General features: G+C 73.5%; 19 protein-coding genes. 13 read left to right on the top strand and 6 right to left on the bottom strand.

The window, feature by feature from the left end; all coding sequences use genetic code 11:
• From AB4039_RS02630 to AB4039_RS02595, 8 genes are all read left to right on the top strand, one after another.
• Entirely contained in the window at positions 1–915 is a 915-nt protein-coding gene (locus tag AB4039_RS02630; RefSeq protein ID WP_266838939.1) for a ribonuclease Z, read from the top strand.
• 183 nt (positions 916–1,098) lie between these two features.
• Complete coding sequence (locus tag AB4039_RS02625; protein WP_442269885.1) at positions 1,099–2,199, top strand: carbohydrate kinase family protein; 1,101 nt, start codon at positions 1,099–1,101, stop codon at positions 2,197–2,199.
• A 126-nt stretch (positions 2,200–2,325) separates the two neighbouring features.
• On the top strand, positions 2,326–4,434 hold the full coding sequence (locus tag AB4039_RS02620) for a PhoH family protein (protein WP_442269884.1): 2,109 nt from the start codon (positions 2,326–2,328) through the stop codon (positions 4,432–4,434).
• Between the two features lie 13 nt (positions 4,435–4,447).
• The gene (gene ybeY, locus AB4039_RS02615) at positions 4,448–4,945 is read left to right on the top strand and encodes an rRNA maturation RNase YbeY (RefSeq protein ID WP_266838936.1); all 498 of its coding nucleotides are present in this window, start codon (positions 4,448–4,450) and stop codon (positions 4,943–4,945) included.
• A complete protein-coding gene (locus AB4039_RS02610) occupies positions 4,942–6,249 on the top strand; it encodes a hemolysin family protein (RefSeq protein WP_266838935.1) in 1,308 nt (435 codons plus the stop codon). The genes ybeY and AB4039_RS02610 overlap by 4 nt, the downstream gene beginning before the upstream one ends.
• Positions 6,246–6,599, top strand: coding sequence for an MmcQ/YjbR family DNA-binding protein (locus AB4039_RS02605; RefSeq protein ID WP_266838934.1), 354 nt, complete (start codon positions 6,246–6,248; stop codon positions 6,597–6,599). Before AB4039_RS02610 ends, AB4039_RS02605 begins: the two co-directional genes overlap by 4 nt.
• Positions 6,600–6,656: 57 nt before the next feature.
• On the top strand, positions 6,657–7,022 hold the full coding sequence (locus tag AB4039_RS02600; protein ID WP_266838933.1) for a cytidine deaminase: 366 nt from the start codon (positions 6,657–6,659) through the stop codon (positions 7,020–7,022).
• 55 nt (positions 7,023–7,077) lie between these two features.
• Positions 7,078–8,085: an aminoglycoside phosphotransferase family protein gene (locus AB4039_RS02595; RefSeq protein WP_266838932.1), complete on the top strand. Its 1,008-nt coding sequence runs from the start codon at positions 7,078–7,080 to the stop codon at positions 8,083–8,085.
• On the opposite strand, the gene AB4039_RS02590 is transcribed toward AB4039_RS02595, so the two are convergent.
• Positions 8,066–9,379, bottom strand: a complete 1,314-nt coding sequence (locus tag AB4039_RS02590) for an MFS transporter (RefSeq protein WP_266838931.1) — start codon at positions 9,377–9,379, stop codon at positions 8,066–8,068. The genes AB4039_RS02595 and AB4039_RS02590 overlap by 20 nt on opposite strands.
• A 71-nt stretch (positions 9,380–9,450) precedes the next feature.
• Between AB4039_RS02590 and AB4039_RS02585 the strand changes: the two genes are divergently transcribed.
• The 3 genes from AB4039_RS02585 (at position 9,451) to era (ending at position 13,828) form a co-directional block, all read left to right on the top strand.
• Positions 9,451–10,560, top strand: a complete 1,110-nt coding sequence (locus tag AB4039_RS02585) for a helix-turn-helix domain-containing protein (RefSeq protein WP_266838930.1) — start codon at positions 9,451–9,453, stop codon at positions 10,558–10,560.
• Positions 10,561–10,667: 107 nt separating this feature from the next.
• On the top strand, positions 10,668–11,951 hold the full coding sequence (locus AB4039_RS02580) for a beta-xylosidase (RefSeq protein WP_442269883.1): 1,284 nt from the start codon (positions 10,668–10,670) through the stop codon (positions 11,949–11,951).
• Between the two features lie 926 nt (positions 11,952–12,877).
• Complete coding sequence (era, locus tag AB4039_RS02575; RefSeq protein WP_371681274.1) at positions 12,878–13,828, top strand: GTPase Era; 951 nt, start codon at positions 12,878–12,880, stop codon at positions 13,826–13,828.
• Here era and AB4039_RS02570 read toward each other — a convergent pair.
• The 4 genes from AB4039_RS02570 to AB4039_RS02555 all read right to left on the bottom strand — a co-directional run bounded on the left by AB4039_RS02570 (position 13,825) and on the right by AB4039_RS02555 (position 16,882).
• Positions 13,825–14,502, bottom strand: a complete 678-nt coding sequence (locus AB4039_RS02570) for a class I SAM-dependent methyltransferase (RefSeq protein WP_442269882.1) — start codon at positions 14,500–14,502, stop codon at positions 13,825–13,827. The two genes, era and AB4039_RS02570, sit on opposite strands and share 4 nt — an antisense overlap.
• A 126-nt stretch (positions 14,503–14,628) precedes the next feature.
• Complete coding sequence (locus tag AB4039_RS02565) at positions 14,629–15,447, bottom strand: GNAT family N-acetyltransferase (protein ID WP_442269881.1); 819 nt, start codon at positions 15,445–15,447, stop codon at positions 14,629–14,631.
• Between the two features lie 54 nt (positions 15,448–15,501).
• A complete protein-coding gene (locus tag AB4039_RS02560; RefSeq protein ID WP_266838926.1) occupies positions 15,502–15,774 on the bottom strand; it encodes a protealysin inhibitor emfourin in 273 nt (90 codons plus the stop codon).
• A 28-nt stretch (positions 15,775–15,802) separates the two neighbouring features.
• On the bottom strand, positions 15,803–16,882 hold the full coding sequence (locus AB4039_RS02555) for a M4 family metallopeptidase (protein ID WP_266838925.1): 1,080 nt from the start codon (positions 16,880–16,882) through the stop codon (positions 15,803–15,805).
• 365 nt (positions 16,883–17,247) lie between these two features.
• Here AB4039_RS02555 and leuA point away from each other — a divergent pair, with 365 nt between their 5' ends.
• Positions 17,248–19,011, top strand: coding sequence for a 2-isopropylmalate synthase (gene leuA / locus AB4039_RS02550; RefSeq protein WP_442269880.1), 1,764 nt, complete (start codon positions 17,248–17,250; stop codon positions 19,009–19,011).
• 89 nt (positions 19,012–19,100) lie between these two features.
• Here the strand turns inward: leuA and AB4039_RS02545 are convergent, their stop codons facing one another.
• On the bottom strand, positions 19,101–19,859 hold the full coding sequence (locus AB4039_RS02545; protein WP_266838923.1) for an SDR family oxidoreductase: 759 nt from the start codon (positions 19,857–19,859) through the stop codon (positions 19,101–19,103).
• A 180-nt stretch (positions 19,860–20,039) separates the two neighbouring features.
• On the opposite strand from AB4039_RS02545, the gene AB4039_RS02540 reads away from it, so the two are divergent.
• The gene (locus AB4039_RS02540) at positions 20,040–20,735 is read left to right on the top strand and encodes a TerB family tellurite resistance protein (protein ID WP_442269879.1); all 696 of its coding nucleotides are present in this window, start codon (positions 20,040–20,042) and stop codon (positions 20,733–20,735) included.
• Positions 20,736–21,116: the final 381 nt, after the last annotated feature.

Here is a 21,116-nt window from a genome sequence, read left to right as displayed (position 1 = left end):
GTGTCCGTACGAGAGTTCGTGGTCCTCGGCACCGCCAGCCAGGTTCCCACCCGGCAGCGCAACCACAACGGCTACCTGCTGCGCTGGGACGGTGAGGGCATCCTCTTCGACCCGGGCGAGGGCACGCAGCGCCAGATGCTGCGGGCCGGGGTCGCCGCGCACGACATCAACCGGATCTGCGTCACGCACTTCCACGGCGACCACAGCCTCGGCCTGGCCGGGGTGATCCAGCGGATCAACCTCGACCAGGTCCCGCACCCCGTCACCGCGCACTACCCGGCCTCGGGGCAGAAGTTCTTCGACCGGCTCCGGTACGCGACCGCCTACCGGGAGACCGTCCGGCTCCGGGAGGAGCCCGTGGAGCGGGACGGGACGCTGGCGGGCGGGCCCCCGTACGTCCTGGAGGCCCGGCGGCTCTCGCACCCGGTGGAGTCCTTCGGCTACCGGCTGACCGAGCCGGACGGGCGTCGGATGGTGCCGGAGCTGCTCGCGCGGCACGGGATCAAGGGTCCCGACGTGGGCCGGATCCAGCGCGAGGGACACCTCGGCGCGGTCACCCTCGACGAGGTCAGCGAGCACCGGGCGGGGCAGCGGTTCGCCTTCGTCATGGACACCCGGCTGTGTTCCGGGGTGGACGAGCTGGCGGAGGGCTGCGACATGCTGGTCATCGAGTCGACCTTCCTCGACGCCGACGCCCGGCTGGCCACGGACCACGGGCACCTGACCGCCGGCCAGGCGGCGGGGGTGGCGCGGGACGCGGGCGTGCGGCACCTGGTGCTGACGCACTTCTCGCAGCGCTACTCCGACCCGTCGGAGTTCGAACGCGAGGCCCGTGCGGCGGGCTTCGAGGGCGAGCTGACGATCGCGGCGGACCTGGTGCGGGTCCCGGTGCCGAAGCGCCCCGACAGGCCCTAGCCCCGCGGCCGACACCGGTGCTCAGGTGGAGCGGGAGGTTCCGGGGTGGGGAGAAGAGCGCTCCGTGGGTGAGGTGCGTCACACTGGGTTTCAGTCCTGCCTCCACGGGCAGGGCTGGCAGCTTTCCACCCGTGAACCCGCAAGCGGAAACGACACTTCAGACACCTCAACGGGGAGCACACCGTGACCAGTCGGGACAGCCGCACCAACCGCCCGGGCAAGCTGGATCCTCTGGGGCCCTTGCGCGACCCCCAAGAGCCGGGCTGCGACGTCTTCCTGACCGGCACGGTCTTCCTCGACATCATCTTCACCGGACTCGACTCGGCACCCGTGCGCGGCACGGAGTCCTGGGCGCGCGGCATGGGCTCCAGCCCCGGCGGCGTCGCCAACATGGCCACGGCCCTGGCCCGGCTCGGCCTGCGCACCTCGCTGGCCGCCGCGTTCGGCGACGACCACTACGGCGAGTACTGCTGGGACTCCCTCGAACAGGGCGAGGGCATCRACCTGTCGATGTCGCGGACCGTACCCGGCTGGCACAGCCCCGTCACCGTCTCGATGGCCTACGAGGGCGAGCGCACGATGGTCTCCCACGGCCACGAGGCCCCGCCCCCCACCGGCCCCGGGCCCTTCCCCTGGTGTCCCCCGAAGGCCCGCGCGGCGGTGGCCTCGCTGGCGGCGGGCTCCGGCGAGGGATGGGTCGCCGAAGCGGGCCGCCGCGGCTCGCGGATCTTCGCGGACGTGGGCTGGGACGACACCGGCCGCTGGGACCTGGGGGCCCTGCCCGACCTGTCGCACTGCGAGGCCTTCCTGCCCAACGCGGGCGAGGCGATGCGCTACACCCGCACCGAGTGTCCGCGCGCCGCGGCCCGGGCCCTGGCGGAGAAGGTGCCGGTCGCGGTGGTGACCATGGGGGCGGAGGGCTCGTACGCGGTGGACAGCCGCACCGGGGAGACGGCCGAGGTCCCCGCGATCACCGTGGAAGCCCTGGACCCGACGGGCGCCGGGGACGTGTACGTCGCCGGGTTCGTCACCGGCAGCCTGGCGGGCTGGCCGCTGGCGGACCGGCTCGCCTTCGCCGGGCTGACCGCCGCCCTGTCGGTGCAGGAGTTCGGCGGCTCCCTCTCGGCCCCGGGATGGCCCGAGGTGGCCCACTGGTGGCGCACCGCCCCGGAGGCCCTGCGCGGCCGCTACGGCTTCCTCGACGCCCTCGTGCCGCCGGGCGCCGCCCCGTCCCCGCGCCGCCGCGCCGTGCCCACGATCGGCTTCCGCCGCCCGGTCCAGTAGCCGTCCGGGGCCGGGCCGGAAAACCCCTCGGGGATGCCCGGGGGTGGACGTACCCTTGGTACTCCGGAGGTCGACGATCGGCGCGGCCCCTCAGCGGGAGGTATGCGCAGGCCACAGTGCCGGCCCATGACTCAGACACCGACAGCCCAGACCCCCGCGCCGGGCCAGGCGCGAGCCCACTTCACCGTACCGGCGACGCACCCGATGGTGACGGTGCTCGGCTCGGGCGACGCGCTGCTGCGCGTGATCGAAAAGGCTTTCCCGAAGGCCGACATCCATGTTCGGGGCAATCAGGTGAGCGCGATCGGACCGGCGATGGAAGTCGCCCTGATCCAGCGCCTGTTCGACGAGATGATGCTCGTGCTGCGCACCGGGCAGTCGATGACGGAGGACGCAGTGGAACGCTCGATCGCCATGCTCAAGGCGAACGGCACCGATGGCGGCGCGGCGGAGACCCCGGCCGAGGTGCTCACCCAGAACATCCTCTCCAGCCGCGGGCGCACCATCCGTCCCAAGACCCTCAACCAGAAGCGGTACGTCGACGCGATCGACAAGAACACGATCGTCTTCGGCATCGGCCCCGCCGGTACAGGCAAGACCTACCTCGCCATGGCGAAGGCGGTCCAGGCCCTGCAGTCCAAGCAGGTCAGCCGGATCATCCTGACCCGCCCCGCCGTCGAGGCCGGCGAGCGCCTCGGCTTCCTCCCGGGCACCCTCTTCGACAAGATCGACCCGTACCTGCGGCCGCTCTACGACGCCCTGCACGACATGATCGACCCCGACTCGATCCCCCGCCTCATGGCCGCCGGCACCATCGAGGTGGCGCCCCTGGCGTACATGCGCGGAAGGGCGCACCCGATCTTCACGAAGATCCTGACGCCGGACGGCTGGCGGGCCGTCGGCGATCTCCAGGTCGGTGACCTCGTCGTGGGGTCGAACGGTGAGCCGACACCCGTTCTGGGCGTCTACCCGCAGGGCGAGAAGGACATCTACCGTGTCACGGCCCAGGACGGGTCCTGGACGCTGTGCTGCGGAGAACACCTCTGGACTGTCAGGACGCGTGATGACAAGCGTCGCGACAAGCCGTGGCGGGTCCTGGAGACCCAGGAGATGATCGGCAACCTCCGGGCTGCGCACGCGCGTCGCTACGAGCTGCCGATGCTCACCGCACCGGTGGCCTTCCCGGAGCGCGAGGTCCCGATGGACCCGTACGCGCTGGGTCTGCTGCTGGGTGACGGATGCATCACCGGTACCGCGGCGCCTTCCTTCTCCACCGAGGACGAGGAGCTCGTCGAGGCCCTGCAGTCCGCGCTTCCCGGTGTCACCGCCCGGCACAGGGGAGGACCCGACTACGTCCTGAACCGGGTGAAGTCGCCCGGTGACGTGGTCACGTTGGAGAACCCGGTCACCGGGGTCATGCGTGAGCTGGACCTGCTCGGCAGTCGCTCGCACTCCAAGCACGTGCCGGACGACTACCTCTTCAACACGGAAGAGGTACGCCTCGCGGTCCTCCAGGGTCTGCTCGATTCCGATGGAGGTCCTGTCACCCAGCGGGACCGTACCTGCCGGATCCAGTACTCCACGACCTCGATCGTCCTGCGGGACGACGTCATCGCCCTGGTCCAGTCCCTCGGCGGCGTGGCCTACACCCGGCGCCGCACGGCCGAGGGCCGCAAGCAGGGCACCGCCCTTGGAGCCCACCGGTACGACTCCCACGTCGTCGACATCCGCCTCCCGGAGGGCATTGAGCCCTTCCGTCTCCCCCGCAAGCGGGACACCTACCACGCGTTCGGCGGCGGTGGGCGCCCGATGCGCTTCATCGACTCCATCGAGCCCGCGGGCCGTGAGGAGGCGGTGTGCATCCAGGTGGCCGCCGAGGACTCGTTGTACGTCACGCAGGACTACCTGCTGACGCACAACACCCTCAATGAGGCCTTCGTCGTGCTCGACGAGGCGCAGAACACCACCACCGAGCAGATGAAGATGTTCCTCACCCGGCTCGGGTTCGACTCCAAGATCGTGGTCACGGGTGACGTCACGCAGGTCGACCTGCCCGGCGGGGCCCGCAGCGGTCTGCGGCAGGTGCAGGACATCCTGGAGGGGGTGCCGGACATCCACTTCTCGCGGCTCACGTCCGAGGATGTCGTCCGCCACAAGCTGGTCGGCCGTATCGTCGACGCGTACGAGAAGTACGACGACGCCCATCCGGCCCCGAACGGCCACCAGCGGAAGTAGAGCTCAGCGCACCATGTCGATCGACGTCAACAACGAGTCCGGAACCGAGGTCGACGAGCAGGCGATCCTCGACATCGCCCGCTACGCGCTCACCCGGATGCGGATCCACCCGCTGTCCGAGCTCTCCGTCATCGTCATCGACGAGGACGCCATGGAGCAGCTCCACATCCAGTGGATGGACCTGCCCGGTCCGACCGACGTCATGTCCTTCCCGATGGACGAGCTCCGTCCGCCGTCGAAGGACGACGAGGAGCCCCCGCAGGGGCTCCTCGGTGACATCGTGCTGTGCCCCGAGGTCGCGAAGAAGCAGGGCGAGGAAGCCCCGACGCAGCACTCCATGGACGAGGAGCTCCAGCTCCTGACCGTCCACGGGGTGCTGCACCTGCTCGGCTACGACCACGAGGAGCCGGACGAGAAGGCCGAGATGTTCGGCCTCCAGGCGGCCATCGTCGACGGCTGGCGCGGTGAGCGCGGCATCACCGGTCCCTCGCCGGCGCCCACCGTCTCGTGACCGCCCCCCAGCTGATCACCGGCGCGGTCCTGCTGGTCGTGGTGGCCTGGTTCGCGGCGTGTGCGGAGGCCGGCATCGCCCGCATCTCCGCCTTCCGCGCCGCACAGGCCGTAAGGGAGGGCAGGCGCGGGAGCGCCAAGCTCGCCCAGGTTGCCGGGGACCCGACCCGCTACCTGAACGTGGCGCTGCTGGTCCGGGTGACCTGCGAGATGGCGGCGGGCGTGCTCGTCACGTACGTGTGCCTCGACGCGTTCGGGGAGAACTGGACCGCGCTGCTCGTGGCCATCGGGGTGATGGTCCTCGTGTCCTTCGTGGCGGTCGGGGTGTCCCCGCGCACCATCGGCCGCCAGCACCCGCTGAACACGGCGACCGCCGCGGCCTACGTGCTGGTGCCGCTGGCCCGGGTGATGGGTCCGATCCCGCAGCTGCTGATCCTCATCGGCAACGCGCTCACGCCGGGGAAGGGCTTCCGCAAGGGGCCGTTCGCCTCCGAGGCCGAGCTGCGCGCGATGGTGGACCTCGCGGAGAAGGAGTCGCTGATCGAGGACGAGGAGCGCCGGATGGTGCACCAGGTCTTCGAGCTCGGCGACACCCTCGTGCGCGAGGTGATGGTGCCGCGCACCGATCTGGTGTGCATCGAGCGGTACAAGACCATCCGTCAGGCGACCACGCTCGCCCTGCGGTCGGGCTTCTCGCGGATCCCGGTGACGGGGGAGAACGAGGACGACATCGTCGGCATCGTGTACCTGAAGGACCTCGTCCGCCGGACGCACATCAGCCGCGACGCGGAGAGCGACCTGGTCTCCACGGCGATGCGGCCGGCGGTGTTCGTGCCGGACACGAAGAACGCGGGGGACCTGCTGCGCGAGATGCAGTCGGTGCGCAACCACGTGGCCGTGGTCATCGACGAGTACGGCGGCACGGCCGGCATCGTGACCATCGAGGACATCCTGGAGGAGATCGTCGGTGAGATCACCGACGAGTACGACCGGGAGATCGCGCCGGTGGAGGAGCTGGGCGACGACCGCTACCGGGTCACGGCCCGGCTCGACATCACCGACCTCGGCGAGCTGTTCGGGGTGGAGGCCTTCGACGACGAGGACGTCGAGACGGTCGGCGGGCTGTTGGCGAAGGCGCTGGGGCGGGTTCCGATCGCCGGTGCGTCGTCGGTGGTGGAGCTGCCGGACGGACGCCCGCTGCGGATGACGGCGGAGTCCCCGGCCGGGCGGCGCAACAAGATCGTGACGGTGCTGGTGGAGCCGGTGCAGCCGGTACCGGCTGCCGACGAGGAGGAGGACGGATGACCCCGGCGGAGCTGCGTGCCTTCTGTCTGGAGTTCAACGCGGCGGTCGAGGAGTTCCCCTTCACGCCGGAGACCTCGGTGTTCAAGGTGCTGGGGAAGGTGTTCGCGCTGTCGGCGCTGGACGCCGCGCCGCTGAAGGTCAACCTCAAGTGCGATCCGGAGGAGGCCCTTCGGCTGCGCGCGGAGCACGCGGCGATCGCCCCGGGCTGGCACATGAACAAGCGGCACTGGAACACGGTGACCGTCGCGGAGCTGCCGGACGCGCTGGTGCGGGAGCTGGTGGAGGACTCGTACGACCTGGTCGTGGCGGGTCTGCCGAAGGCGGAGCGGCTGCGGCTCGACCGGCCCTGAGGCGCCTCGGCGGGGTCGTCTCACGGCGGCGCCGGGGTGCTCCCTATGCTTTCGACCATGAGCGAGAGCACCGTGGGCACCGGGATCGACCCCGAGGACAGCAAGATCATCACGCTGGCGCGCAGCGCCCGGGCCCGCAACGGGGTCCCGGAGGGTGCGGCGGTCCGCGACGAGACCGGCCGTACGTACGTCGCCGGCACCGTGGAGCTGGATTCCCTGAAGCTGAGCGCCCTGCAGACGGCGGTCGCGATGGCGGTGGCCAGCGGTGCCCGGTCCCTGGAGGCGGCGGCCGTGGTGAGTGCGGCCGACGCGCCGGCCGACGCCGACCGTGCGGCGGTCCGTGACCTCGGCGGTCCCGCCACGCCCGTCCTGCTGGCCGGCCCGGACGGCACCCTGAAGTCGACCACGCCCGCCGGGGCCTGACCGCCCGCCGGTAATCCGGTGGCCCGGCTCCCGCGGCCGGTGGTGGGATGGCCCGATGGGCGAAGAGGTACGGGCAGCGGTGGACCGGGGCGACCATCCGAGGGGGGTGACCCCCTGGGACCGGGCCCCGTGGCGCGCCGCCGCGCTCGCCTGGGCCGGGGACGCGCTCGCCGCGCACGGCCTGCGGGCGACAGGGGAGCGGCGGGTCCGGCTGCGGCCGTGGTCCGTGCTGGTCCGGATCGCCGTCGAGGGCGGTACCCCCGTCTGGTTCAAGGCGAACCCGCCCGCCAGCGCCTTCGAGGCCGGGCTGACCGAGGCCCTGTCCCGCTGGGCCCCCGCCCACGGGCTGCGGCCCCTGGCCGTGGACCCCGGCCGGGGCTGGTCGCTGCTGCCGGACGGCGGACCGCTCTTCCGGGACGTCCTGGACGGCGGCCCCGTCGACCCGCGGGCCTGGGAGGCCCCGCTGGCCCGGTACGCCGAACTCCAGCGGGCCCTGATCCCGCGCACCGCGCAGATCGAGGCCCTCGGCGTACCCGCCGCCCGGACCGCCGGACTTCCTGGGGTCTTCGACCGGCTGGTCGCCGGGAACACCGTCCTGGACGAGGACGACCGCCGGGCGCTGCGGGCCTTGCGGCCCCGGCTCGCCGACTGGTGCGCCGAGCTCGCGGACGCAGGCATCGCGGACTCCCTCGACCACGCGGACCTGCACGAGGGGCAGCTCTTCGCCCCGGGGCCGGACCGGTTCACCTTCTTCGACTGGGGCGACGCCTCCGTCACCCACCCGTTCTGCGGGCTGCTCGTTCCCGTGCGGGCGGCGCGGGCGCGCTACGGGTCCGAGGTGCTGCCCCGGCTGCGGGACGCCTACCTGGAGCCCTGGGGCGGTGCGGGGGCCGACGCCGCCGGTCTGCGCCGCGCGGCGAGCCTGGCCCTGCGGCTCGGGGCCATCGGCCGGGCCGGGTCCTGGGGCCGGCTCTTCCCCGAGGCCCAGGGGGCCGGGGCCGGCTCCGGGGCCGCCGACAGCGCCCGCTGGCTGCGCGAACTGCTCAGGGAGCCACCGCTGTAGCGGCCGGGGCGGCGGTCGCGGCAGGGCGGCGGATGACCATGGCCATCAGGGCGGCCATCGCGCACAGGCCGCCCGCCGCGTACCAGACGAGGTCGTAGGAGCCGAAGGCGTCGCGGGCCACGCCGCCGAGGAAGGCCACCAGCGCCGCGCCGACCTGGTGGGAGGCCAGCACCCAGCCGAAGACGATCGCGCTGTCCTCCCCGTAGTGCTCGCGGCACAGCGCGATGGTGGGCGGGACGGTGGCGACCCAGTCCAGGCCGTAGAAGACGATGAAGAAGACCATCGGCGGGTGCACGGACGGGGCCAGCAGCACCGGCAGGAACAGCAGGGACACCCCGCGCAGGGCGTAGTACACGGCCAGCAGGCGGCGGGGCGCGAAGCGGTCGGTGAACCAGCCGGAGGCGATGGTGCCGAGGACGTCGAACACGCCGATCACCGCCAGCAGCCCGGCGGCTGCCGTCACCGGCATCCCGTGGTCGTGGGCGGCGGGCACGAAGTGGGTCTTGACCAGGCCGTTGGTGGAGGCGCCGCAGATCGCGAAGGTGCCCGCGAGCAGCCAGAACGGTCCCGTCCGGGCCGCCTTGAAGAGCACACCGACGGCTCGCCGCGCCGCGCCCGGGACCGGCGCGGGCTTGTCGGCGTAGGGGCCGCCGTAGGGGGCGAGGCCCACGTCGGCGGGGTGGTCGCGCAGCAGCAGCCAGACGAAGGGGACGACGGACAGGGCCGCGAGGGACACGGTCACGGCGGCCGGGCGCCAGCCGTGGTGCTCCACGAGCCAGGACAGCAGCGGCAGGAAGATCAGCTGTCCGGAGGCGCCCGCGGCGGTCAGGATGCCGGTGACCAGGCCGCGCCGGGCGGTGAACCAGCGGTTGGTCACCGTCGCCGCGAAGGCCAGGGCCATCGAGCCGCTGCCCAGCCCCACGAGCACGCCCCAGTACAGGACCAGCTGCCAGGACGCGGTCATCCACACGGTGGCCACGGAGCCGCCGGCTATGACGGTCAGGGCGAGGGCGACGACCCTGCGGATGCCGAAACGGTCCATCAGGGCGGCGGCGAAGGGCGCGGTGAGCCCGTAGAGCGCGAGGTTGACGGAGACCGCGAAGCCGATCGTGCCGCGCGACCAGTCGAACTCCGCGTGCAACGGCTCGATGAGCAGTCCGGGGAGGGAGGCGAAGGCGGCCGCGCCGATGATCGTCACGAAGGCGACGGCCGCGGCGAACCAGGCGCGGTGGATGCGTCCGGCCCGGCGGGGCGCGGGCGTGCGGGTCGTGGAGGGGGGTGCTGTCTGCGTCACGCCGACAGCTTCCGGTCTGCGGGCGCCCCGGCGACAGTGGCCTGACCGACATGGTTCGCTACGATCGGGCCATGGCCACGGAACGCAGTCCCCGGACCCACCGCGTCGTCGTCCTCGCGCTCGCCGGGCTGCTGCCCTTCGAACTCGGCATTCCGCACCGGATCTTCGGCCGCGCCAAGGACCCGTCCGGGCGGCCCCTGTACACGATCCTGACCTGCGGGCTCACTCCCGGGCCGGTGCGGACGGACGCCGATTTCGCGATCCACGTCGAACACGGCCCGGAGCTGCTGGCGACGGCCGACACGGTGGTGGTGCCCGCCTCCTACGAGCTGGGGCCGGTGCACAGCGAGGGCCGGCTGACCGAGGAGCTCGCCGGCGCCCTCGCCCACATCCGGCCCGGCACCCGGCTGGTGTCCATCTGCACGGGCGGCTACGTCCTGGCCGCCGCCGGCTACCTGGACGGCCGCCCCGCCACCACCCACTGGGCCTCCGCCGAGCACTTCCAGCGGATGTTCCCCGCCGTACGGGTCGACGCGGGCGTGCTCTACACCGACGACGGGGACGTGCTGACCTCGGCCGGGGTCGCCGCGGGCATCGACCTGTGCCTGCACATCGTGCGCCGCGACCACGGTGCGGCCGTCGCCAACGAGACCGCCCGGCGGACCGTGGTCCCGCCCCACCGGGAGGGTGGACAGGCGCAGTTCGTCGACCGGCCCGTGCCCGAGCCGCAGCGGGCCAGCACCTCGGCCGCGCGCGCCTGGGTGCTCGACCGGCTGCACGAGCCGCTGCGGCTGAGTGACCTCGCCCGGCAGGAGGCCATGTCGGTACGGACCTTCACGCGCCGCTTCCGCGAGGAGTCCGGGGTCAGCCCCGGCGAGTGGATCACCGCTCAGCGGGTGGAGCGGGCCCGGCGGCTGCTGGAGCGCACCGAGCTGCCGATGGAGGCGGTGGCGCGGGAGACGGGCTTCGGGACGGCCCAGTCGCTGCGCAAGCACGTCCAGGCGGCGCTGGGGGTGAGCCCGACGGCCTACCGGCGCACCTTCCGAGCGGCGGAGGAGGCGGCTCCGGAGGCGGCCCCGGAGGCGTTCCGGGAGTCCCCTTCGCGGGCGGCTCCGGCGGCTCCGGCGGCCACGGTGCCATCTTCTGATGGGCCATCAGTCGCTGCCGGGTCCGTGCATTGACTTCTCCCGCCGCCCGCTCGTGAATGTCCCCCTGTCGGGGCGACGGAACGCGGGGGGCTCAGTTGCGAACAGGCGCGCGCAGCAGGGGATGGCGGGCGGCCGTCGGCATGGCCGTGCTCGCGGCCGCGAGCGGGGGAGCGCTGGACGGTCCCGCGGCCGCCGTGGAGGAAACGCCCCCGGGGCAGGTGGAGTTCCCCGCGCACTGCCTGCCGCCCCAGGAGGCCGGACTGCCGCCCGCCGACGGCCCCACCACGGCCCGGATCACCGTCGACAACCCCGCCCCGCGCGTCGGCGACACCGTGACCGTCACCTACCGGGTGACCCGGTCCCCCGCGGTGAACCCACTGTCCGCACCACTGCCCGCCGACGTCCTCACCCCGGCCGGGACGGTCCTGCTCGGCGGCGCGCAGAGCGGCGAGGTCACCGTGGTCGGCGCCAAGCGCAACGAGCCCGTGCCGACGGGGGCCGCCCTGCCCGCCGTCACCATGACCGGCACCTTCACCGTCACCTCGCCGGGCGGGATCACCCTGGCCCCCGGCGCCTACACCCTCCACACCGGCCATCTCCTCGACCTGGACACGGTCTGCGGCGTCACCGGTGCACCCGTCTCGGAACGCCTCACGGCCACCGCGCTGCCCACCGCCAACCTGCGCCGCGTCCTGCTGGGCTCCGGCTACGGAGCCCCGGGCGCCCGCGTCACCGTCACCGGGGCGGGCTTCGCCCCGGGCGCCGCCGTGACCGTGACGGGCCGCGCGGGCGTCGCCGAGACCGCCGACCGGGTGGCGGCCACCGCGGACGCGCGCGGGGAGGTCACCGCGCTGCTGCCCGTCACGGACCGGGCGACGACGGCGGTGGCGGCGTACGAGGGCCCGGCCTGGTCCGCGCAGCGGGGCACGGGCCCGGCCGCGTACACGGTGACCGAGCCGGCCGTGACGCCGCCCGGCACCCAGCGGGTGACGGCGACCGTCGAGCCGGGCAGCCTCGCCATGACCCAGACGGGTGACGCGGTGACCCTCGGCGCGGTCCCGTACGGGGACGGCGGCGCGGCTCCCGGCCGGATCGGCACCGTCACCGTCAAGGACGCCCGGGGCGGCCCGGCCGGATGGTCGCTGGTCGGCCGGGTCGGCGACTTCGCGGGCCCCGGCGGCCTGCGCATCCCGGGCGGCTCCCTCTCCTGGACCCCCTCGTGCACGGCCGCGCCGGGCAGCCCCACCCCCTGCGCGCCGGGCAGCCCGGGCCCGGTCGGCCCGGACGGCGCGGTCCTGGCCTCCACCGCCGACGCCCCCCTGACCGGGGGCACCTTCACCATCGACGCCACGGTCGCCCTCCGGGTCCCCGCCTACACCCCGCCGGGGGCGTACACGGCGGTGCTGACCCTGACCCTGTCGTGATCCGGACCGCGGCCGCCGCCCTGGCCGCGGCGGCCCTCGCGCTGTTCGCGCTGCTGGCGCCCGCCCGGCCGGCGGCCGCCGCCGACAACGGGCAGTGGTCCGTGCTGCCCGTCGCCACCGCCGTCGGGCAGCGCCCGTACTTCTACCTCGCCGCCTCCCCCGGCGGGACCGTCCGGGACACCGTCACCGTCGCCAACCGCACCGACCGGCCGCGCACCTTCCGGCTCTACGCCGCCGACGCCCACAACACCGCCCGCGACGGCGGATTCGCCCTGCGCGGCCCCGACGAGCCGCGCGGCGCCCCCGCCGGGTGGGTGCGGCTGGAGCGGGACCGGGTCACCGTGCCGGCCCGGGGGACGGTGGACGTCGGCTTCGAGCTGACCGTCCCCGACCGGGCCGAACCCGGGGACCACCCGGGCGCCCTCGTGGCCCTTGAGGACGCGCCGGCCGCCGCCGCGGGCACCGCCCCGGGCATCGGGATCCGGCAGGCCGTCGGGGCCCGGCTCTACCTGCGGGTCGCGGGGCCCACCGCGCCCGCCCTCGCGGTGGAGGACGTACGGGCCGTCGCCTCCGCGGGCGGCGCGGGCACGGAGGTCTCGTACACCCTGCGCAACCTCGGCAACGTCACCCTGCGGCCCCGCGCCGCCCTCACCGCCACCGGAGCCTTCGGCCGGCCGCTGCTGCACCGGGCGCTCACGGGCCTGCCCGCCGAGCTGCTGCCCGGTCAGCAGGCCCGCCTCACCACCCGCTGGGACGGTCCGCCGCCCCTGGAGTGGGCCCGGCTGACGGTGCGCGCCGAAGCCCCCGGGGTCACCGCCACCGGCGGCGTCGACCACGCCGCGCACCCCCTGCTCGCACCCGTTCTGGCACTCGCCCTGACCCTCGCGGCGGTGGCCTGGTCGGCGCTGGGAGCCGCATCGGGGAGAATGGCCCGTATGAGCGATCGTTCCCCCGAGCCCACCGCCCCGCACCGCGCGGGCTTCGCCTGTTTCGTCGGCCGCCCCAACGCGGGCAAGTCGACCCTGACCAACGCGCTCGTGGGCACCAAGGTCGCGATCACCTCCAACCGGCCGCAGACCACCCGCCACACCGTCCGCGGCATCGTGCACCGCCCCGACGCCCAGCTGGTGCTGGTCGACACCCCCGGGCTGCACAAGCCGCGCACCCTGCTCGGCGAGCGGCTGAACGACGTCGTCCGCACCACGTGGGCCGAGGTCGACGTCATCGGCTTCTGCCTGCCCGCCGACCAGAAGCTCGGCCCCGGTGACAAGTTCATCGCCAAGGAGCTCGCGGCGATCAAGAAGACCCCCAAGATCGCCATCGTGACCAAGACCGACCTGGTCGAGTCGAAGGCGCTGGCCGAGCAGCTCCTGGCCATCCACCAGCTCGGCGCCGAACTCGGCATCGAGTGGGCCGAGATCGTCCCCGTCTCGGCGGTCGGCGACACCCAGGTCCAGCTGCTGGCCGACCTGATCGCCCCGCTGCTGCCCGAGAGCCCCCCGCTCTACCCGGAGGGCGACCTCACCGACGAGCCCGAGATGGTGATGGTCGCGGAGCTGATCCGCGAGGCCGCCCTCGAAGGAGTGCGCGACGAGCTCCCGCACTCCATCGCGGTCGTGGTCGAGGAGATGATCCCGCGCGAGAACCGGCCCGCGGACCGGCCGCTGCTCGACATCCACGCCAACGTCTACATCGAGCGCCCCAGCCAGAAGGGCATCATCATCGGCCCCAAGGGCTCGCGCCTGAAGGAGGTCGGCATGAAGTCGCGCAAGCACATCGAGGCGCTGCTCGGCACCCCGGTCTTCCTCGACCTGCACGTGAAGGTCGCCAAGGACTGGCAGCGCGACCCCAAGCAGCTGCGCAAGCTCGGCTTCTAGGCCAGGCGCCGGACCTTCACCGCGTTGTCCGTACGGGTCCGGGGCGTGCCGTCCGGCATGCTCTGGACCCGTTCGTGTTCCTCGGCCAGCAGCACCTCCCACGCCCCCTCGGGCAGCTCCAGCTCCGCCACGACCCGGTCGGGGGTGGGGAAGCGCACCGCGCGCTGGAGCGGGTCCATGGCCGCGGTGTCCTGCCAGGGCGCCCAGCCCGCGTGGCCGGCCACCAGCAGCACCCCGCCGGGGGCCACGGCCGCGGCGGCCGTCCGCAGGATCCGCTCGCGCGGGAACTCCCCGAAGGTGTGCAGGAAGCAGGCGGAGACCAGGTCGTACTCCCCGGAGGGGAAGGACTCGGCCAGGTCGTGCCGCTCCCACCGCACCCGGTCGGCGACCCCGGCCGCGGCGGCGTGCTCGGCCGCCCGCTCCAGGGCCACGCCGGAGATGTCGGTCCCGGTCACCCGCCAGCCGCGCCGGGCCAGCCAGATCGCGTCGCCGCCCTCGCCGCAGCCCAGGTCCAGGGCCCGGCCGGCGGCCAGGTCCGAGGCCTCCCGGACCAGGACGGCGTTGGCGGCGCCGCTCCAGACCCGCTCGCGTTCGCGGTAGCGGTCGTCCCAGTACGCCCGGCCGGAGCCGCTCTCGGGGGTGTGCTGACGGTCGTGCGGCTGGTGGTCGGCCACGGGGCCTCCTCGGTGGTGCCGGCAGGGACACCGGCGATGCTGCGCCCGGCGGGGCACGGCGGCAAACATCGTTGCCGTTCCGGCAAAATCCGCCCTGCCCCGCCCTGCCCCGCCCTGCCCCGCCGCTCAGGCGTCCTGCGCCGCGGGCTCCGCGATCAGGGCCGTGCCCACGCGGCGGAACCCGGCGCGGCCGTAGATCCGGGCCACGTCCTCGTCGCCGGCCGACAGGAACACGGTCCGGGCCCCCCGCTCCAGCGCGTGCGCGACCAGGGCCGCCGTCACCGCGAGGGCCAGCCCCCGGCGGCGGGCGGCGGGCAGCGTGCCGACGCCGACGACCTCTGCGACCTCGCCGACCGGGTTGTACTGGCCGGAGCAGAGCACCACCCCGTCGCGTACCGCCGCCGCCATGCCGGTGCGGCCGTCCGCGAGCATGCCCGAGACGCGGGCCCGGCGGGCCTCGGTGCCCGGGTCCTCCAGCGCCGCCGCCAGCTCGGCGGTCCCGGCCTCGCCCGTGGCCGTCCCCGGTGCGGCGAAGGCCAGCGCGGGCACGGTCACCGCGGCCCGCAGCAGCGGGTCGTCGGCGCCCAGCAGCCGGACCTCCGGGTGCGGGGGCAGGGGGCGCGCACCCGCGTCCAGCACCATCAGCGGGTGCGCGTGGACGTGCAGCCCGGCCGCCTCCACGGCGGCCCGCAGGGAGGGACTGGTTTCGGCCACCCATTCGAATGCCTCGGGCACCCCCAGCTCCCGCTGCCTCTCCAGCACCTTCCGTACGTCCCCGGCGCCCGCGTCGGCGGGGCCGCCCAGCGCGGGCCGCGCGTAGTAGGGCCAGCCCTCGCCCTCCTGGACGAAGAGGGTCAGCGGACCGAAGTCCTCGCCCCGCGCACCGCCCACGCGGGGGACCGTGTCGTAGTACCGCTCCAGGGCGGCCAAGATCGTTTCGCTCATCCGGCCATCCAAGCAAAGCCGCCCCGCCCGGTCACCCGCTTTCCGCAGCCCCGCTCAGGCGCCCTCCTTCAGCAGCCTTGAGATCAGGCTCCGCTGGGCGTCCGAGAGGTGCGGGTCCTGGCAGGACACCGTCCGTCCGTCGACCGTGATCCGGTACGAGAACCCGTCCCGCACCCCTCCCGCACCCCGGCCGGCCGCCGGGTCGGGCCGCAGCGCCAGCAGGGCCAGCGCCCGCAGTTCGTCCTCGTCGGGCCGGCCCGAGGTGTCCACCTCGGCCCGGCGCTCGATCCCCGCGAAACCGCCCGTCCGCACCACTTCGATCCGCATGCGGCCCTTCATACCCCAGGAGGGCCCGCTACCCCAGACCGACGGCCGCCCACGCCTTCTGCAGGGCCTGGTGCTCGGCGCCGCCCTCCCCGTAGCGGGCGACGGCCGCCGCCGTGGACAGCCGCGCGAAGGCCGCGAAGTCCGCCCGCGCCTCCAGCTGCCCGCCCGTGAGCGCGTCGTACCAGATCTGCCCGGCCCGTTCCCACGCCTTGCCGCCGAGCTCGCTCGCCACGATGTAGAAGGCGTGGTTGGGGATGCCGGAGTTGATGTGGACCCCGCCGTTGTCGCGCGAGGTGGTGACGTAGCCGTCCATCGTGGCCGGCTGCGGGTCCTTGCCGAGCTCGTCGTCGTCGTACGCCGTGCCGGGCGCCTTCATCGAGCGCAGCGCGACCCCGGTCACGTTCGGGCCGAGCAGCCCGGCGCCGATCAGCCAGTCCGCCTCGTCGGCGTTCTGGCCGAGGGAGTACTGCTTGATCAGGGAGCCGAACACGTCGGACATCGACTCGTTGAGGGCCCCGGACTGGCCGTGGTAGTCGAGGTTGGCGGTGTACTGGGTGACCCCGTGGGTCAGCTCGTGCCCGATGACGTCCACGGACACGGTGAAGTCCAGGAACAGGTCGCCGTCCCCGTCGCCGAAGACCATCTGCCGGCCGTCCCAGAAGGCGTTGTTGTAGTCCTGGCCGTAGTGCACGCTCGCGTCCAGCGGGAGCCCGGAGCCGTCGATCGAGCGCCGCCCGAAGCCCTTGAGGAACAGGTCGTACGTCGCCCCCAGCCCGGCGTACGCGCGGTTCACGGTGGCGTCCTTGCTCGGCTCGGCCCCCTCCCCGCGGACCTTCTTCCCGGGCAGCCGGGTGTGGTGGGCGGCGTCGTAGACGGTCCGCCGGGGCCCGTCCGCCGCGGGCGCTTGCGGCGCGGGCGGGGCGATCCCCCGGACGGCGCTGATCCGGCGCCGGGTCCGCAGGGAGGCGTCCAGCTCCAGGGTGCGCTGGGCGGCGTCGGCGCGGGCGGAGTCCGCGGACCGGGCGGCCCGGTCGAGCAGGTGCGGCGGCACGACGGTGCAGAAGACGGGGTGGAGGCGGGCGTGGTCAGGGGTGTGGGAGTCATCCATGCCGGAAATGTGGCAGTGGGTCACCTGGATGTCACTAGCCGCAACCATGATTCATTCGACTGTCTGAAAGCCGTCATGCTGCGTTGACGGATCCGCCGGACCTCGCCGGAGAGACCGAGACGTAACCCATAAAGGGTGCAAAACGGACGCAGGGGTCTTGCATACTGAAACAGGTCCTCGCGATACGGCGCGGCTCGGCTAGGCTCGGTCCATCATGCGTTTCGGGCTGCTTCTCCTTAGCTGCCGCGGCGAGGGTCTGTAGTCGTAGGCCGACCCCCTCCCCGCGGAGTTTGGTGTTGCGGTTTTCACTACCGCCGTCGGCCGTCCCAGCGAACTACACGCGGACACGCGAGGAGCCCAACGCCATGAGCCAGCAGCCTTTTGTCGGTCGCCCCACGCCCATCACCAACGCGACCCACTCCCAGCAGCCCTCCGGGATGCCGACCCACAAGTACGGCCGGTACGAGCAGGTGGACATCCCCGACCGCACCTGGCCGGACGCCCGCGTCACCAAGGCCCCCCGCTGGCTCTCCACCGACCTGCGCGACGGCAACCAGTCGCTGATCGACCCGATGACCCCCGCCCGCAAGCGCGAGATGTTCGACCTGCTGGTGCGCATGGGCTACAAGGAGATCGAGGTCGGCTTCCCCTCCTCCGGCGAGACCGACTTCGCCTTCGTCCGCTCCATCATCGAAGAGGGCGCGGTCCCGGACGACGTCACCATCTCCGTACTGACCCAGGCCCGCGAGGACCTGATCGAGCGGACCGTGGAGTCCCTGGTCGGCGCCAAGCGCGCCACCGTCCACCTGTACAACGCCACCGCCCCCACCTTCCGCCGCGTGGTCTTCCGCGGCTCGAAGGAGCAGATCAAGCAGATCGCCGTCGACGGCACCCGCCTGGTCATGGAGTACGCCGAGAAGCTGCTGGGCCCGGAGACGACCTTCGGCTACCAGTACAGCCCGGAGATCTTCACCGACACCGAGCTGGACTTCGCCCTGGAGGTCTGCGAGGCCGTCTGTGACGTCTGGCAGCCGGCCGAGGGCCGCGAGATCATCCTGAACCTGCCCGCCACCGTGGAGCGCTCGACGCCCTCCACCCACGCGGACCGCTTCGAGTGGATGGCCCGCAACCTGACCCGCCGAGAGCACGTCTGCATCTCCGTGCACCCGCACAACGACCGCGGCACCGCCGTCGCCGCCGCCGAGCTGGCCCTGATGGCCGGCGCCGACCGCATCGAGGGCTGCCTGTTCGGGCAGGGCGAGCGCACCGGCAACGTCGACCTGATCACGCTGGGCATGAACCTGTTCTCCCAGGGCATCGACCCGCAGATCGACTTCTCGCAGATCGACGAGATCCGTCGCACCAGCGAGTACTGCAACCAGATGGAGGTCCACCCGCGCCACCCCTACGCGGGCGACCTGGTCTACACCGCCTTCTCCGGCTCCCACCAGGACGCCATCAAGAAGGGCTTCGACGCCATGGAGGCCGACGCGGCCGCCCAGGGCAAGACCGTCGACGACATCGAGTGGGCGGTCCCGTACCTGCCCATCGACCCGAAGGACGTCGGCCGCTCCTACGAGGCGGTCATCCGCGTCAACTCGCAGTCCGGCAAGGGCGGCATCGCCTACGTCCTGAAGAACGACCACAAGCTGGACCTGCCGCGCCGCATGCAGATCGAGTTCTCGCGGATCATCCAGGCCAAGACCGACGCCGAGGGCGGCGAGGTCACGCCGAAGGCGATCTGGGACGTGTTCTCGGACGAGTACCTGCCCAACCCCGAGAACCCGTGGGGCCGCATCCAGCTGCGCTCCGGTTCGACCGCCACCGACAAGGACGGTACGGACACGCTGACCGTCGAGGCGGTCGTGGACGGCGTGGAGACGGTCCTGAACGGCACCGGCAACGGTCCGATCTCGGCCTTCTTCGACGCGCTGGCCGGCATCGGCGTCGACGCCCGCCTGCTGGACTACACCGAGCACACGATGAGCGAGGGCGCCTCCGCCGTGGCCGCCTCGTACATCGAGTGCGCGATCGACGGCCGCGTCCTGTGGGGCATCGGCATCGACGCCAACACCACCCGCGCCTCCCTGAAGGCGGTCATCTCCGCCGTCAACCGCGCGGGCCGCTGACGCCCCGTACGACCCCCGTACGAGAACCCCGCCCCCCGCCGCACGGCAGGGGGCGGGGTTCCGCCGTTCCGGAGAGCCGTACGGGCCCCTCAGCGGGCCAGGTAGCCGCCGTCGACCGGGAGCACCGCGCCCGTCACGAAGGACGCCGCGTCCGAGGCGAGGAAGGCGATGACCCGGGCCACCTCCTCCGGCTCGCCGAGCCGCCCCATCGGATGGGCGGCAGTCACCTCGGCCAGGTACTCCGGCCCGCCCGGCTCGTCCTCCAGCGCCAGCACCCGCTCCGTGCGGATGGTTCCGGGTGCCACCGCGTTGACGCGGATCCCGTGCGCGGCCCACTCCACCGCCAGGTGCTTCGTCAGCCCGGAGGCCACGAACTTCGCGGGCCCGTACGCCGCCTGGCGCGCCTGCCCGGCCACTCCCGAGATCGAGGACACGCACACCAGCGCCCCGCCGGGACGGGGCTGCGCGGTCATCGCCTCGATCGCGTACTTGCAGGTCAGGAACATTCCCCGGCCGTCGACGGCCATCACGTGGTCCCAGTCCTCGGGACTGGTCTCCCGTACGTCCGAAAGGGGGAGCACCCCGGCGTTCGCCACGGCGACGTCGAGGCGGCCGTAGGCGCCGACCGCCGCCGCGACCATCGCGCGGTTGGCCCCGGGATCGGACACGTCACCGGTGACGACGGTGATGCTCCGGCCCTCACCGGCCAGTTCCGCGCGCAGGGCCTCCAGGCCCGGGGCGTTGACGTCGGCGGCGGTCAGCCGGGCCCCCGAGCGGGCCAGCAGCAGGGACGTGGCCCGGCCGATGCCGCTCGCGGCACCGGTGACCAGACAGGACTTCTCGTTCATGGCGCAGAGGGTAGGGACTGCGGGAAGGGCCCGGGGGGCGCACACGGCGGCGGGGGCGCAACTCGGCCAACTGCGCGCCCCCGCCCGATGTTGTCTTGTCACACGGCTGACGCATCCTCACCGATGTGGCTAACATCACGCCAACCCGGCGATGTTGCCGGAAGGTGACGGAGGTGCGACGTGCTGCCAGTTCGGGGTGGGGACGGCCGGAAGCTGACGGCCTGGGGCATCCGTACCACCTGGAGCACCGTGGGCGACGGGGAGTTCTTCTGCCCCGGCTGCGGCGGTGACCGCAACTACCGCCGGCGCACCGGGCGCCGCCGCTTCACCGTGCTCGGCGTGCCGCTGCTGCCGCGCGGGGACGCGGGCCCCGTCGTCGAGTGCCAGGCCTGCCGGGACCGCTTCGGCACCGAGGTGCTCGACCACCTCACCACCACCCGCTTCTCCGCGCTGCTGCGCGACGCCGCGCACACGGTGGCCCTCGCCGTGCTGGCGGCCGGCGGCACCTCCTCGCGCAGCGCGCTGGAGGCCGCCGTGACGGCCGTACGGGCCGCCGGGTTCCAGGACTGCACGGAGGAGCAGCTGGAGTCCATGGTGGAGGCCCTGGCCACCGACGAGGGCCGGCTCGGGCTCTACGACGGGCCCGAGTGCTGCGGGGCCGCCCTGTCGATAGAGCTCCRCGAGGCGCTGGAACCGCTGGCCCCGCACCTGGCCGGACCGGGCCGCGAATCGATCCTGCTCCAGGGTGCCCGGATCGCCCTCGCGGACGGCCCGTACATTCCCGCCGAGCGCGAGGTGCTGGCCACCGTCGGTGCCGCGCTGCGCATGGACGCGCAGGAGGTGGCCCGGCTGCTGTCGGCGGTGCGGGCGCCGTAGGCGACGCGCGCGGGCGGATCGGGGCCCGGCGGGGCAGCCACCCGCCGGGCCCCGGCGCGTCCCGGGGCCCCGGTCAGGGGACCGCGACGGGCCCCGGCGGCCCGGAACGAGGTAACGATCCGGCCTCATGGCGGTGAACCGGGGGCCCCACGGGATCCGTGCGACGGGGTGGAAGTGCCCTCTCCTCATCCGGCCATCCAGCATGCGGACGGCTGAAAACATGCGCTCCCATTGCCGGGTCGGAGCTACACGCGGGACGTCCGGGCACGTCAGAGCCATGGCGCTTCGCCGCCCGCACAGCCGGAGCGGGAGTTTTCGGGGCCCGGAGCCATACCCTCCCTCGCCGTGCTCGCGCCACTGGCGGAACCTCCAGATCGGATG

Origin of the sequence: Streptomyces sp. M-16, from assembly GCF_052114405.1 — a bacterium.
Lineage (GTDB): Bacteria > Actinomycetota > Actinomycetes > Streptomycetales > Streptomycetaceae > Streptomyces.
Note: the sequence above shows the minus strand (reverse complement) of the source record. Positions and strands in the feature narration are given on the sequence as shown.

Bases quoted from the DNA above. Each gene is read 5' to 3' on its own strand.
- AB4039_RS02620 (WP_442269884.1), top strand. From the start codon at position 2,326: ATGACTCAGACACCGACAGCCCAGACCCCCGCGCCGGGCCAGGCGCGA.
- ybeY (WP_266838936.1), top strand. From the start codon at position 4,448: ATGTCGATCGACGTCAACAACGAGTCCGGAACCGAGGTCGACGAGCAG.
- AB4039_RS02605 (WP_266838934.1), top strand. From the start codon at position 6,246: ATGACCCCGGCGGAGCTGCGTGCCTTCTGTCTGGAGTTCAACGCGGCG.
- AB4039_RS02600 (WP_266838933.1), top strand. From the start codon at position 6,657: ATGAGCGAGAGCACCGTGGGCACCGGGATCGACCCCGAGGACAGCAAG.
- AB4039_RS02595 (WP_266838932.1), top strand. From the start codon at position 7,078: ATGGGCGAAGAGGTACGGGCAGCGGTGGACCGGGGCGACCATCCGAGG.
- AB4039_RS02585 (WP_266838930.1), top strand. From the start codon at position 9,451: ATGGCCACGGAACGCAGTCCCCGGACCCACCGCGTCGTCGTCCTCGCG.
- AB4039_RS02580 (WP_442269883.1), top strand. From the start codon at position 10,668: ATGGCCGTGCTCGCGGCCGCGAGCGGGGGAGCGCTGGACGGTCCCGCG.
- era (WP_371681274.1), top strand. From the start codon at position 12,878: ATGGCCCGTATGAGCGATCGTTCCCCCGAGCCCACCGCCCCGCACCGC.
- AB4039_RS02565 (WP_442269881.1), bottom strand. From the start codon at position 15,447: ATGAGCGAAACGATCTTGGCCGCCCTGGAGCGGTACTACGACACGGTC.
- AB4039_RS02560 (WP_266838926.1), bottom strand. From the start codon at position 15,774: ATGCGGATCGAAGTGGTGCGGACGGGCGGTTTCGCGGGGATCGAGCGC.
- AB4039_RS02555 (WP_266838925.1), bottom strand. From the start codon at position 16,882: ATGGATGACTCCCACACCCCTGACCACGCCCGCCTCCACCCCGTCTTC.
- leuA (WP_442269880.1), top strand. From the start codon at position 17,248: ATGAGCCAGCAGCCTTTTGTCGGTCGCCCCACGCCCATCACCAACGCG.
- AB4039_RS02545 (WP_266838923.1), bottom strand. From the start codon at position 19,859: ATGAACGAGAAGTCCTGTCTGGTCACCGGTGCCGCGAGCGGCATCGGC.